The organism is Escherichia sp. UTM R2 (assembly GCF_048593455.1).
Lineage (GTDB): Bacteria > Pseudomonadota > Gammaproteobacteria > Enterobacterales > Enterobacteriaceae > Escherichia > Escherichia coli.
In genome coordinates, this window is sequence record NZ_JBFWDY010000002.1 from 432,735 (window position 1) to 446,904 (window position 14,170).

13 protein-coding genes are annotated in these 14,170 nt (G+C 48.9%); 1 reads left to right on the forward strand and 12 read right to left on the reverse strand.

Going from position 1 to position 14,170, the window contains the following annotated elements; all coding sequences use genetic code 11:
* Window positions 1–36 precede the first annotated feature (36 nt).
* The 7 genes from AB4H76_RS02915 to acrE all read right to left on the reverse strand — a co-directional run bounded on the left by AB4H76_RS02915 (window position 37) and on the right by acrE (window position 9,368).
* Window positions 37–795, reverse strand: coding sequence for an amino acid ABC transporter ATP-binding protein (locus AB4H76_RS02915; protein WP_000078349.1), 759 nt, complete (start codon window positions 793–795; stop codon window positions 37–39).
* 7 nt (window positions 796–802) lie between these two features.
* Window positions 803–1,906 (reverse strand): amino acid ABC transporter permease, encoded by a 1,104-nt coding sequence (locus tag AB4H76_RS02920; protein WP_001301413.1) that lies wholly within the window; start codon window positions 1,904–1,906, stop codon window positions 803–805.
* Between the two features lie 9 nt (window positions 1,907–1,915).
* Window positions 1,916–3,097 carry an amino acid ABC transporter permease gene (locus tag AB4H76_RS02925; RefSeq protein WP_000019655.1) on the reverse strand — a complete coding sequence of 394 codons (1,182 nt, stop codon included), beginning with the start codon at window positions 3,095–3,097 and terminating at the stop codon, window positions 1,916–1,918.
* 67 nt (window positions 3,098–3,164) lie between these two features.
* A complete protein-coding gene (locus tag AB4H76_RS02930; RefSeq protein ID WP_077491994.1) occupies window positions 3,165–4,190 on the reverse strand; it encodes an amino acid ABC transporter substrate-binding protein in 1,026 nt (341 codons plus the stop codon).
* A 430-nt stretch (window positions 4,191–4,620) separates the two neighbouring features.
* Window positions 4,621–4,842 carry a membrane protein gene (locus AB4H76_RS02935; RefSeq protein ID WP_000825639.1) on the reverse strand — a complete coding sequence of 74 codons (222 nt, stop codon included), beginning with the start codon at window positions 4,840–4,842 and terminating at the stop codon, window positions 4,621–4,623.
* 252 nt (window positions 4,843–5,094) lie between these two features.
* Window positions 5,095–8,199, reverse strand: coding sequence for a multidrug efflux RND transporter permease subunit AcrF (gene acrF / locus AB4H76_RS02940; protein WP_001273221.1), 3,105 nt, complete (start codon window positions 8,197–8,199; stop codon window positions 5,095–5,097).
* An 11-nt stretch (window positions 8,200–8,210) separates the two neighbouring features.
* Entirely contained in the window at window positions 8,211–9,368 is a 1,158-nt protein-coding gene (gene acrE, locus AB4H76_RS02945; RefSeq protein WP_000160334.1) for a multidrug efflux RND transporter periplasmic adaptor subunit AcrE, read from the reverse strand.
* Window positions 9,369–9,765: 397 nt separating this feature from the next.
* Here acrE and acrS point away from each other — a divergent pair, with 397 nt between their 5' ends.
* Complete coding sequence (gene acrS / locus AB4H76_RS02950; protein WP_001129518.1) at window positions 9,766–10,428, forward strand: multidrug efflux transporter transcriptional repressor AcrS; 663 nt, start codon at window positions 9,766–9,768, stop codon at window positions 10,426–10,428.
* Window positions 10,429–10,430: 2 nt separating this feature from the next.
* On the opposite strand, the gene AB4H76_RS02955 is transcribed toward acrS, so the two are convergent.
* From AB4H76_RS02955 to prmA, 5 genes are all read right to left on the reverse strand, one after another.
* Window positions 10,431–10,610 carry a DUF2556 family protein gene (locus AB4H76_RS02955; RefSeq protein WP_001295275.1) on the reverse strand — a complete coding sequence of 60 codons (180 nt, stop codon included), beginning with the start codon at window positions 10,608–10,610 and terminating at the stop codon, window positions 10,431–10,433.
* 83 nt (window positions 10,611–10,693) lie between these two features.
* Window positions 10,694–11,578 carry an adenine-specific DNA-methyltransferase gene (yhdJ, locus tag AB4H76_RS02960; RefSeq protein WP_001258917.1) on the reverse strand — a complete coding sequence of 295 codons (885 nt, stop codon included), beginning with the start codon at window positions 11,576–11,578 and terminating at the stop codon, window positions 10,694–10,696.
* Between the two features lie 85 nt (window positions 11,579–11,663).
* Window positions 11,664–11,960 (reverse strand): DNA-binding transcriptional regulator Fis, encoded by a 297-nt coding sequence (fis, locus tag AB4H76_RS02965; RefSeq protein ID WP_000462905.1) that lies wholly within the window; start codon window positions 11,958–11,960, stop codon window positions 11,664–11,666.
* A gap of 25 nt (window positions 11,961–11,985) precedes the next feature.
* A complete protein-coding gene (gene dusB, locus AB4H76_RS02970; protein WP_001219652.1) occupies window positions 11,986–12,951 on the reverse strand; it encodes a tRNA dihydrouridine synthase DusB in 966 nt (321 codons plus the stop codon).
* A 328-nt stretch (window positions 12,952–13,279) separates the two neighbouring features.
* Window positions 13,280–14,161 carry a 50S ribosomal protein L11 methyltransferase gene (gene prmA, locus AB4H76_RS02975; RefSeq protein ID WP_001145827.1) on the reverse strand — a complete coding sequence of 294 codons (882 nt, stop codon included), beginning with the start codon at window positions 14,159–14,161 and terminating at the stop codon, window positions 13,280–13,282.
* Window positions 14,162–14,170 lie beyond the last annotated feature (9 nt).

Genomic DNA, 14,170 nt, shown 5'->3' on the forward strand with positions numbered 1-14,170 from the left:
AAGGATGGCCTTTTTGCTTTTCGAACTAACATTCAATTAATGGATTACCTGCGATAAAAATGCCCTCGTACGCTCTGATTTAGGATGCGCAAAAAACTCATCAGGTGCAGCTTGTTCCACTATCTCCCCACGATCCATAAAAATCACCCGGTCAGCGACGGTTCGTGCAAACCCCATCTCATGTGTTACACACAGCATTGTCATACCCGACTGCGCCAGCCCAATCATCGTATCCAGCACCTCTTTCACCATCTCAGGATCGAGCGCCGACGTTGGCTCATCAAACAACATAATTTTCGGCTTCATACACAGCGAACGCGCAATGGCAACGCGTTGCTGCTGACCACCTGAAATCTGTCCGGGAAACTTATGCGCATGTTCGGCAATTCTCACCCGCTCGAGGTAATGCACCGCCAGATCTTCAGCCTCTTTCTTAGGCATCTTGCGTACCCAAATCGGTGCCAGGGTACAGTTCTGTAGAACGGTCAGATGAGGGAAGAGATTGAAATGCTGAAAGACCATTCCCACTTCCTGCCTGACGCGCTCAATATTGCGGATATCTTCATTAAGTTCGATGCCATCTACCACGATCCGTCCCTGTTGATGTTCTTCCAGATGATTAATACAACGAATGGTTGTCGATTTACCGGAACCTGAAGGGCCACACAGAACGATCCGTTCTCCCGGTTGCACGGTTAAATTTATATTTTTCAAAACATGGAATTGTCCATACCATTTATTGACGTTTTCCAGCGTAATCATCGCGTTAGCAGGTTGCAGTAAAATTTGGCTCATAGTGTCCTCAATGCGGTGTACGCCCGGTGTTAAAACGTTTTTCCAGATGCTGGCTATAGCGCGACATGCTGAAACAGAAGATCCAGTAGATCAGCGCGGCGAAAACATACCCTTCCGTCGACATACCCAACCAGGCGGGATCAACGGTTGCCTGCTGAACGCTACTGAAAAGATCGAACAACCCGATAATGATCACCAGGCTGGTATCTTTGAAGAGTGCGATGATGGTATTTACCAGCCCAGGAATTACCAGCTTCAACGCCTGTGGCAGAATAACCAGCCCCTGAGTTTTCCAGTAACCCAACGCCAGCGACTCTGCCGCTTCATACTGCCCTTTAGGCAGTGCCTGTAATCCGCCTCGCACGACTTCCGCAACATATGCTGACTGAAACAGGATCACGCCAACCAGCGCGCGGATCAGTTTGTCGATACTGGTGCCTTCTGCCATAAACAACGGCAGCATGACCGAAGACATAAACAATACGGTAATCAACGGTACGCCGCGCCAGAACTCGATAAAAATGACCGATAAGATACGCACAATCGGCATATGGGAGCGGCGACCTAACGCCAGTAAGATCCCCCACGGTAGCGCCCCCGCAATCCCAACTGATGCAATAATTAAAGTTAGCGTCAGCCCGCCCCATTGCCGGGTTTCAACCCGCTCAAGAGCAAAAAAACCGCCATACATCAGCCACCAGACAATCAGTGGGTAAATCACCGCCCAGGCCGCAATATAGCGACCGCGATGCGGGAGTATTTTCCAGAACATTGGTGCGATCGACACAAGCCCAATCAGTAATGCGAGGTTAATTCGCCAGCGTTGGTCGTGTGGGTAAAGCCCATACATAAACTGACCAAATCGTTCGTGGATGAAGACCCAACAGGCACCGGCTTTTGTGCAGTCGGCACGCGTTGAGCCAACCCAGTTAGCCTGCAAAAATGCCCAGTTCAGCAACGGTGGGATCAGTTCCCACATCAACCATATGCAGCCAATAGTCAGCAGGCTATTGCTCCAGCTGGAGAACAGATTTTTTCGCACCCACACCATCGCGCGGTTTGAGTTATGGCTCGCCGGGCGCGGGGGATGAGACAGCAATACTTTTGTCATCATGACTCCTTAGCGTTCAACGATCGCGATGCGGCGGTTATAGATATTCATCAGCAGCGAGATAGTCAGGCTGATAATCAGATAGACCGACATGGTCATGGCTATCGTCTCGATGGCTTGCCCCGTCTGATTCAGCACGGTGCCGGCAAACAGCGAAACCATATCGGGATAGCCAATAGCGGCGGCAAGAGAGGAGTTTTTGACGATGTTGAGATACTGGCTGGTTAACGGTGGAATAATCACCCGCAATGCCTGGGGAATAATGACCTGGCGTAGCGTAACCGGGTTGGGTAATCCCAGTGACCGAGCCGCTTCATGTTGACCATAAGGCACTGCCTGGATCCCAGCGCGGATAATCTCGGCGATAAATGCAGAGGTATAAACCGAAAGTGCCAGCGTTAAGGCTGCCAGTTCAGGAATTAAAACCATCCCGCCGCGGAAGTTAAAGCCTCGTAGGGCTGGGACATCCCAGTGTAGTGCTGCGCCAAAAAGCCATTGCGCCAGTAAAGGCAAACCAATGATCAACACTGCGGCGATCGGCCAGGTGCGGCGCAGTTGTCCGGTCTTTATCTGGTATGTTTTATTAAAGCGGAATAGCCCAACAGAAAGGACTATAGCCATAACAACAGCCAGGATAAACGCAATAAATCCGTCTCCCAGCTGCGGTGACGGAATATAAAGCCCACGATTGCTCAAAAAGGCCAGATCAAACGCGCTCACAGCCTGGCGTGGTCCGGGCAAATTGCGCAACACGGCAAAGTACCAGAAGAAGATTTGCAGCAGCGGGGGAATATTACGGAAGATCTCAATATAAATTGTGGAAAGCTTTCGTAGCAGCCAGTTATCCGAAAGTCTCGCCAGACCGATAAAGAAGCCCAAAACAGAAGCGAACACAATACACAATGCAGAAACCAGTAGCGTATTGAGTAAGCCGACAATAAAAACGCGTCCGTAGGTGTCGCCCTGCTGGTAATCGATCAAATGCTGGACAATACCGAAGCCAGCGCCGCGATCCAGAAAGGCAAAACCTGAAGTAATGCCACGATTATTGAGATTCGTTACAGTGTTGTGAAATAACCAACCAACAATGCCGACAACAGCAACAACGGCAAGGATCTGGAATAACCAGGCACGAACCGTAGGGTTGGCAAAGGAGAGTGAGCCTTTAACGGTTGAGCGGCGATGAGACATAGAAACCTCGGAAAGCATAACGCTGAAGAGAGCGCCGCCGTCGCGACGCTCGTTACCTCACACCGACTTAACGCACGGGCGGTGCGTACTGAATACCGCCGTTATTCCAGAGATTATTTTGCCCACGTTTAATTTTCAGCGGGCTTTCTGAACCTACGTTACGCTCAAAAATTTCCGAGTAGTTACCCACCTGTTTGATGATGTTATAGGCCCATTTATTATCCAACTTCAGATCCTTGCCGTAATCGCTTTCTTTACCCAGCAGATGTGCCATATCAGGCGTTGCTGGATTAGCCGCTTTTTCATCAACGTTCTGGGAATTGATGCCCATCTCTTCAGCATTCAGCATGGCGAAAAGCGTCCAGCGTACAATCGAGAACCATTCATCATCGCCACGACGAACTACCGGCCCAAGCGGTTCTTTAGAGATAACCTCCGGTAAGACAATCCATTCAGCTGGGTTGCTTAATTTGATGCGCAGGGCATACAGTTGCGACTGATCCGAGGCCAGCGTATCGCAGCGACCAGATTCCAGTGCCTTCGCTGATTCGTCAGAGCGATCGAAAGTCACCGGTGTGTACTTCATATTGTTTGCCTTGAAATAGTCGGCAACGTTGAGTTCGGTATCAGTACCCGCCTGAATACAGACGGTAGCGCCATCCAGTTCTTTCGCGCTTTTTAGCCCCGCTTTATCGTGCGTCAGGAAGCCAATGCCGTCGTAATAAGTGACGCCAGTAAATGCCATTCCCATCCCGGCGTCGCGAGATGAAGTCCAGGTCGTATTACGGGAGAGCAAATCCACTTCCCCTGACTGTAAAGCCGTGAAGCGTTCTTTTGCTGTGAGTGGGGTATATTTCACTTTCGTGTCGTCACCAAATACAGCAGCGGCAACACCACGACAAATATCAACATCAATACCTGAAAATTTACCGTCAGCATCGGCATAAGAGAACCCAGGTAATCCATCACTGATCCCGCATTGCACAAAACCTTTTTTCTGTACGGCATCAAGCGTCGCGCCAGCATGCGCCTGATTTGCAACGGCAAGCAGCACGCTGGCGGCAGCCAGTGTGGCTATCATCATCTTTTTCATAATGCTTCCTGTGAGGCGAAAATTATCGTTATAGGACGTTTGGGAAACGTCTTTTACCTGTCTGTGGCCATCCTCTTATAAGCAAAAGTAGTGCCAGCTTTTGCGCACGATTTCGCGTCGCAATAAGCTGAGTGTAGACAGGAAATAATAAAAACAGCGCCCCGCAATGGTGCGAAAATGAAACATGCGCCACATTTTGGCGCAAAATATTTACGCGTGTTTTACTAAGCAGAATAATGATTGTTAGCGTGAGTATATTTCTGGTGAGAAGTGTGAAAGTTAAATTGATGCGTTATTTCGAAAGCAGCGAAATAACGCGATATAACATGCTAAATCAGCAGAGAATTAGCCAGCAGAATATAGCAATATTTTATCTTATGTAAAGATACTGTATCGTTAAACAGAGCGCGAAACTTCGCGCCCTGTTCAGTTATTTCGACAGAGCGATGATCCCCATCGTCAGGCCAGCAACAGCTGCTGCTCCGCCAGCAATAGCTCCAGCCGTTTCCCAGTTATCCTGAGTTGTGCCTTTCATACAGGTATTGGTGTGAACCAGACGCCCCTGATCGTCATAAACCGGAACGCAGGGCGAATCGTGAGCACAGCCCGCCAGCAATGCGGTGAGCAATGCCACAGGAATTAATCTTTTCATGGTGTTACCTCAGTAATAAACGCTAACGTTTAATAAGTTAACTCTCTTATTAACGAGCTGAATGCCATTTTATCACCGGAGGTTATAAATCTTGCGGAATGAATAATGACAAATTATGTGAATTGTAAAAATAGTGAAGGGAGCGGGAACTATAGAAAGCTTTTAAAGAGTGAGCAAAAGAATATCTTATTAATTTTTATGGGTTTCACTGAAAATAACAAAGGCACCCGAAAGCGCCTTTATGTTTCAGATTTATCCTTTAAAGCAACGGCGGATCACCACAAAGAACACCGGTACGAAGAAGATTGCCAGCAACGTTGCAGAGACCATTCCTCCCATTACCCCGATACCCACTGCGTTCTGCGCGCCACTGCCGGCACCGTTACTGATAGCTAGCGGTAATACGCCGAGAATAAAGGCGAGAGAGGTCATCAGGATAGGACGCAGACGCATACGTACTGCCATCAGTGTCGCTTCAACAACACCTTTACCCTCTTTCTCCATGAGATCTTTAGCGAACTCAACAATCAAAATAGCGTTTTTGGCCGACAAGCCAATTGTCGTTAGCAAGCCCACCATAAAGTAGACGTCATTTTTTTGATTAAAGAGTGTCGCCGCCAGCAGCACGCCGACAATCCCTAACGGCACGACCAACATAACCGAGACAGGAATTGACCAGCTTTCATAGAGTGCAGCAAGGCACAGGAAAACAACCACAAAGGAAATTGCTACCAGAGCGGGAGCCTGGTTTCCCGATAAGCGTTCCTGATACGACATACCCGTCCAGTCATAACCAATGCCCGCAGGTAATTTTGACGCAAGGTTTTCCATCAACGCCATGGCATCGCCGGAACTGGTTCCTGGCGCGGCTTCCCCCTGAATCTCCATTGACGGCAGACCGTTGTAGCGTTCCAGTCGCGGAGAGCCATACACCCAATGTGAAGTGGTAAAGGCAGAGAATGGCACCATTTCGCCGTTGGCGCTGCGGACATAAAGTTTATCGACATCTTCTGGCAGCATACGGAATTTGGCATCCGCCTGAACATACACCTTTTTCACACGACCACGGTCGATGAAGTCGTTAACGTAAGTCCCACCCAGCGCCGTTGAAATGGTCTGATTGATGTCAGAAAGTGAAACACCTAATGCCTGCGCCTTTTCCTGGTCAACTTCCAGTTTAAACTGCGCGGTGTCTTCCAGGCCATTAGGACGCACGCTGACTAAGCTGGCAGGATGTTGCGCAGCCATACCAAGCAACTGGTTACGGGCCTGGGTTAGGGCATCGTGACCCAGCCCAGCCTGATCAATTAACTCAAAGTCGAAACCCGTTGCCGTGCCCAGTTCAACAATGGCTGGCATATTGAATGGAATGACAAAACCGTCGCGGATCTTGCCCAATTCCATTTTGGCACGATGGATTACCGCTTCCGCACTGTTTTCATCACCATTACGCTCTTCCCACGGTTTCAGACTGACGAAGGCCATACCGGCGTTTTGTGCCTGGCCGCTGAAGCTAAAGCCGTTAACCGTAAAGACACTTTCAACGTTCGCTTTCTCGTTTTTCAGATAGTAATCCGTCACTTGATCCAACACTTTTTGCGTCCGCTCTTGCGTCGCGCCAGCGGGTAACTGAATCATGGTCAGAAAGACACCCTGATCCTCTTCAGGTAAGAAGGAAGACGGAAGACGTAAAAACAACACCACCATTCCTGCAACAATCAGCGCATAGATCAGTAAATATCGTCCTGTGGAACCGAGGATTTTGCCGACGCTGTTGGTGTAGTGGTTAACGCTATGATCGAAGGTGGTATTAAACCAGCCGAAGAAACCGCCCTTATTTTCGTGATGCTCAGCAGAGACGGGTTTAAGCAGCGTTGCACATAACGCAGGGGTAAGAATCAATGCCACCAGAACAGAAAGCGCCATTGCCGAAACGATGGTGATAGAGAACTGGCGATAAATTGCCCCAGTAGAACCGCCGAAGAATGCCATCGGAATAAATACCGCTGACAGCACCATCGCGATACCCACCAGTGCGCCCTGAATTTGCGACATTGATTTTTCCGTCGCTTCTTTTGGCGGGAGCTTATCCTCCATCATCACGCGCTCGACGTTCTCCACCACCACTATCGCATCATCGACGAGCAGCCCGATGGCAAGCACCATCCCGAACATCGTTAGTGTGTTGATGGAGTAACCAAAAGCGGCGAGGATGGCAAACGTCCCTAACAACACCACGGGTACCGCAATGGTGGGGATCAGCGTTGCTCGCATATTCTGCAAGAACAGATACATCACCAGGAACACCAGCATAATGGCTTCGAACAGCGTTTTTACCACTTCGTGAATAGAAAGCTGGACGAATGGCGTGGTGTCATAAGGGTAGAGAACCTTCATTCCCTGCGGGAAGAATGGCTGTAATTCCGCCAGTTTTGCCTTAATGGCTTTCGCGGTATCGAGAGCATTCGCGCCGGTTGCCAGCTTAATCCCCAGGCCCGCCGCCGGTTTTCCGTTGATGCGAGCGATAACGTTATAGTTTTCACCGCCAAGTTCAACCCGTGCGACATCTTTCAGACGCACCACCGAGCCGTCACTGTTTACGCGCAGGGTCACTTTGCCGAATTCTTCCGGATTTTTTAACCGCGTCTGAGCAATAATCGAGGCATTCAACTGTTGCCCTGGTAACGCTGGCGTTCCGCCCAACTGTCCGGCAGCGATCTGATCGTTCTGTACCTTCAACTGGTTAATCACATCAACCGGTGTCAGTTTATATTTGTTTAGCAGATCGGCGTCCAGCCAGATACGCATCGCATACTGTGCGCCGAAAAGCTGTACGTCACCGACGCCATTCAGACGGCTAAGCGTATCTTTAACGTTAGAAGCCACATAGTCCGAGATATCGTCCTGTGTGGTGTCTGGGTTATCAGAGACAAAGCCCGCCACCATCAAATAGCTGCTACTGGACTTTTCAACACTGATCCCCTGCTGCTGAACTTCCTGCGGCAGCAACGGCGTGGCGAGCTGGAGTTTGTTCTGCACCTGCACTTGCGCGATATCAGGATCGGTCCCGGACTGGAAGGTAAGGGTAATTGTCACGCTACCGGCGGAATCGCTGGTGGAGGACATATACATCAGGTTATCGATACCATTCATATTCTGTTCGATAACCTGCGTCACCGTATCCTGCACGGTCTGCGCATCAGCACCTGGATAGTTTGCCGAAACAGAAACCGCAGGCGGTGCAATGGTTGGATACTGAGCGACGGGCAATTGTAGGATCGCCAGTGCGCCCGCCATCATCAGAATAATGGCCAGCACCCATGCAAATATCGGTCGTCGAATAAAAAAGTTTGCCATGTCAGATTACCTTACTTCGATGCAGTATCTGCGGGGGTATCGGTAGTGGCTTTAACCTGCTCTCCCGGACGCGCTTTTTGCAGGCCGCTGACAATGACTTGATCGCCAGATTTCAGACCTTCGCTAATCAACCATTTATCGCCAATCGCCTGACTGGCAACGACAGGGCGCGCTTCCACCTGACTTTTATCGTTAACAATCAGCACGGTTGCATCACCACGCGGTGTGCGGCTAACGCCTTGTTGCGGGATAAGAATGGCGTCAGGTTGGACGCCTTCATCAATCCGTGCACGCACAAACATACCCGGCAAAAGCGTATGTTGCGGGTTAGGGAAGACAGCACGTAGGGTTATGGAGCCGGTGCTTTCATCAACGGTCACATCAGAGAATTGCAGCGTACCTTTCAGGGGATAGGTTTGACCGTTTTCCATGACCAACTCTACGTTGCTGGTGGCGTTTTCCTTATGCAAATTTCCTTGCTCTACGGATTGCTTCAGCCTCATAAAATCGTTGCTGGATTGGGTCACATCAACGTAGATAGGATCGAGCTGCTGGACAGTCGCCAGTTCAGTCGTTTGCCCATTAGTGACAAGAGCGCCTTCGGTCACGGTCGATTTGCCGATACGTCCGCTAATTGGCGCAGTCACTTTGGTATAAGCGAGATTGATGCGAGCGCTTTCGACTGTGGCTTTTGCGGCAATCACGGCGGCATCGGCCTGGCGAGCATCAGCAATGGCCTGGTCGTACTCCTGCTGGCTGATGTATTTCGTACCCACGAGCGGAACGTAACGTTTTACCGTCAAATGCGCGATGGCGGCGGCGGCTTCACTTTTCGCCAGTTCGCCTTTCGCGCTGTCATAATTTGCCTGATAGGTCGCGGGATCGATCTGGTACAGGGACTGGCCTGCTTGTACATCGCTGCCTTCAGTGAAATTACGATTCAGTACGATCCCGCTAACCTGTGGGCGAACTTCGGCTATACGGTAAGCATTGGTGCGGCCTGGTAATTCAGTCTTAACTTCTAACGGGGCCGTTTTCACAATATGAACGGTAACCTGCGGTTCACCGACGTGAGCTTTCTCTTCTCCCTTATCGTTACAACCGGCGATTAAAGCCGCGGAGATCAGAATAAAGGAGGGCAGGAGGAAAAACCTGGCATGTTTCGTCATTACTATTCCTCAAAAAACCAAAAGCGCGTTATTTACCCAGAAAGGCAACGCGTTAACTCGCAGAAAGAAAAATACAGTTTGCTATCCTACAAATTATCATTCGTCGATGTAAGGAATAGTTATGAATACTGGCGTCTCAAGGCACATAAACACAAAAAAGATTAATATTCTACTGTTTTATTTTGACGCGGGTTGAAAGAGGCAGAATTAAAATCTCGTAAATTGAAATATATATTCATGTGGCGAATGTATTTTAGGTAAATAATATATATTATTTATTTGACGATTTATAGCAACTCAATGTTACCCTCTCGTATAAATACACATTAGATGATAGATTAACCTTCGATATTTTCTCACCCTGTGTCGAATATATTTATTTCCTGAATAATTAATCATGGCAAAAAGAACCAAAGCCGAAGCTCTGAAGACCCGGCAAGAACTGATTGAAACTGCCATCGCCCAGTTTGCGCAACATGGCGTAAGCAAGACGACGCTCAACGACATTGCCGATGCCGCTAACGTTACGCGTGGCGCTATCTACTGGCACTTCGAGAACAAGACCCAACTGTTTAATGAGATGTGGTTGCAACAGCCTTCATTGCGGGAGTTAATCCAGGAACACTTGACGGCTGGATTAGAGCATGACCCGTTTCAACAATTGCGTGAAAAATTGATTGTCGGCTTGCAATATATTGCCAAAATTCCCCGCCAGCAGGCGTTGCTGAAAATCTTATATCACAAATGTGAATTTAATGATGAGATGCTGGCCGAGGGAGTGATACGCGAAAAGATGGGCTTTAATCCGCAGACTCTCCGCGAAGTATTGCAGGCGTGTCAGCAACAAGGTTGTGTAGCAAATAACCTCGATTTAGATGTTGTGATGATTATTATTGATGGTGCCTTCAGCGGAATTGTTCAAAACTGGTTAATGAATATGGCGGGTTATGATCTTTATAAACAAGCACCCGCGCTGGTCGATAACGTATTAAGAATGTTCATGCCAGATGAAAACATAACGAAATTAATTCATCAAACGAATGAATTAAGTGTCATGTAAATTCACATTCTGTCCTGAAAATTCAGTTCGTCACAGTTAACCAGTTTTAGTGGATTAACTGAGTTCATATTACGGCATTTGTCTGTTTCTGTTGCCAGCAGTTCAATCCACTGCATCAGTAAAGTATCAAACAGAAAAACGAAGACAGCGAAAACGACGAGCCACCAATACTTGCGAATCATTACCTGAGCCTGTGCATGTTTAACCAAGTCTGGCAGGAAATATACACGAAATGAATAATCTGAAAACCAGGCTTACACTTCCTTTACTTTGCAATGAGATCGGGGTCAACTTCGCTAACCCGGCATCGTTTTGACCGGTTGCCCGTCTTTCTTTTTTTCACTTTCGCCAGTTCTTCCGCGGAGTAATGCGACGCGACATCCAGCCGTCGAAGCCCCATTTTGATGTACTCGCTGTTGATCTCAATACCAATGAATTTTCGTCCGCTGGCGATGGCTACGGCACCGGTAGTAAAGCTACCGGCAAACGGGTCGAGAACGATATCGCCTGGGTTGGAAGAGGCGAGAATAATGCGTTTCAGTAAGGCTTCCGGTTTTTGCGTCGGGTGGTTCTCATATTCATCCATTAAATAACGCACGCGCGGAAAATCCCAGACGTTACCCGGTACTTTTTGATGATTGTATGGCTGTGGAGGATTTTTGCGATAATCGATCAACGCGCGCTGCGATCCGGTTTTGGCTTCTACCAGAATAGCATCACCGTTGAATGTGTAGTTCTTTGCGTCTTTCACCATCATCAGGATGGGTTCGTACATGGAGCCGTAGTGTTTTTTCGCCTGTACTCCAGAACTGTCATATGACCAGACGATGCGACTTTTGATGGTAAAAAGCTTGCGGCACTGGAGATCGATAAAGGGCATGTTTTCCGTACTGTTCATAATGTACATGCTGCCCTGCTTTTTCAGAACGCGGTGGCACTCTGCAATCACTTCAAACAGCCAGTCGATAAACAGATCTTCTTTCCAGGCTTCGATCAGACCATCAAAATTTTTACCGATGTTATACGGTGGGTCGGCAAAGATCAGATCGACGCTTTCAGTAGGTAGCTTTTTAAGTTCGGCAAGGGCATCACCGTGAATAATGGTCTTAGCTTCATTACCAAACCGGGTCGGTTCACATCCTGTTCTCATGGTCACTCCCTTTGTGACACCTATAAAAAAGGCGCTTCCCCATGCCGAGTAGCGCCTTTTTAATCAAGCATTTAGCTAACCTGAATTAGTTCATGCCGTATTTTTTCAATTTTTTACGCAGCGTACCACGGTTGATGCCCATCATCAGCGCAGCACGGGTCTGGTTACCACGGGTGTATTGCATCACCATGTCCAACAGGGGCTGTTCTACTTCAGCCAGTACCAGCTCATAGAGGTCATTCACATCCTGACCATTCAGTTGAGCAAAATAGTTCTTCAGTGCCTGTTTAACCGAGTCACGCAGGGGTTTTTGGGTTACCTGATCCTGAGAGTTAACGGTAGAAACGGTCAGTACGTCAGAATTTACGCGTTGTTCGAACATAGTTCTGTCAGCTCTTTATTTCTGTTTACGCAAAATTTTCGAAGTATGCCTCCAACGCCTCCAGCTGTTCGCTGGCATCCTCAATGGCGTTGAATGTGCGCCGAAACTGGTCATTTGGAGCGTGTTCCTGGAGATACCAGGAAACGTGTTTACGTGCAATTCGGTACCCTTTTGCCGGACCATAAAAGTCATGCAGTTCCCGAACGTGCGCGCAAAGCAAGCGCTTAACCTCTGCCAAAGGCAGCGGGGGCAGCAACTCCCCAGTGTCCAGATAATGCTGGATTTCCCGAAAGATCCAGGGTCTTCCCTGAGCTGCGCGGCCTATCATCAGGGCATCCGCCCCTGTATAGTCGAGCACAGCTCTGGCTTTAAGCGGGTCAGTAATGTCGCCATTCGCGATAACCGGAATGGAAACTTTCTGCTTAACTGCCCGAATACTGTCGTACTCAGCTTCTCCATTGAACAAACAGGCGCGTGTACGGCCATGAATGGTCAGAGCCTGAATGCCACAGTCTTCAGCCAGTTGGGCAATCTCTTCGCAGTTACGGTGTTCCGGTGCCCAGCCGGTGCGAATCTTCAGGGTAACAGGAACGTCCACTGCATTGACGACCTCGGTAAGGATCGATTTAACGACATCCGGGTACTGCAAGAGGGCTGAACCTGCGAGCTTGCGATTCACTTTTTTAGCCGGGCAACCCATATTGATATCAATAATCTGGGCACCGCTTTCCACGTTAATACGTGCTGCATCTGCCATTTCTTTCGGATCGCTACCAGCAATTTGCACGGTGCGAATACCGGGTTCATCAATGTGCACCATCCGTAAACGAGATTTGTCGCTTTCCCAAACCTGTGGGTTAGAAGACATCATCTCGGATACTGTCAATCCGGCTCCCATCTCGTAGCACAACGTCCGAAAAGGTCTGTCTGTAATGCCAGCCATGGGCGCTGCGATCAGGCGATTTCTGAGCTGATATTGTCCGATGCGCATGAGTTAAGAAATGACCATACTGTGACTGCAAGGCGGCGTATATTACGCATTTTTTGCACGAGATGAAAGGCCAAACTTTGACCAATCCTCTGAGATGGATCAAAGATTTGCATTTAAAATGAGCGTGGTGCGATAATTACTCATAAAAATCATCATATTAGAAAATAGTGACTAAAATTTACACTCAAAGAAATTTGAGTAAGTTCTCAATTTTTCTTTATGAATGAAAATTTTGGCACGCAAATTTGCGTAAATAATCGGCAAATTTACGTGCCTTTTGTGAGCTTGCTCGCACTTCGCCCCGCGTCACCCTACGGCGATGCGAAGGTTAATTCTTACGACCGGTAATACGGCACCACTCTTCTTTTTCCACGACCGGGTCCAGTGCGAAGCTATCGGCATAAGCTTCACAAACGCTCTCTGCCTGGCTTGCCAGAATACCGGAAAGGCCCAGCAAACCGCCTGAAACCGGCAGGACGCTGATTAACGGTGCCAGTTCACGTAATGGGCCTGCAAGGATGTTAGCGACCACCACGTCGGCTTTCATTTCTTCTGGCTGATCTTTCGGTAAGTAGAGTTCCAGACGGTCAGAAACGCCATTACGTTCGGCGTTATCGCGGCTGGCCTGAATCGCCTGCGGATCGATATCAATACCAATGGCTTTTGCTGCACCCAGTTTCAGCGCCGCGATCGCCAGAATGCCGGAACCACAGCCAAAGTCGATGACTGTTTTACCGGTTAAATCGAGGCTGTCGAGCCATTGCAGGCACAGAGAGGTGGTTGGATGGGTACCCGTACCAAACGCCAGCCCTGGATCTAACATCACGTTGACGGCGTTTTCGTCCGGCACATCACGCCAGCTAGGGCAGATCCACAGTCGTTCACCAAAGCGCATCGGGTGGAAATTATCCATCCATTCGCGCTCCCAGTCTTTATCTTCTAGTTGTTCGATTTTATGCGCGAAGCCTGCGCCGAGCAGCGGATGGTTTTCCAGAATCGCCACCACGTCGTTCATATCGGTTTCAGCGTCGAACAGACCAATCACATCGGTGTCGCCCCACAGGCGCGTTTCGCCCGGCAGCGGTTCAAATACTGGCGTATCGTGGGTATCCTGAAAAGTGATAGAAACGGCACCCGCTTCCATCAGCGCATCGCTAAGATCTTCCGCGTTCGCGCCGGTGGTGTTCAGTTTCAGTTGGATCCAAGGCATGGCAAAACT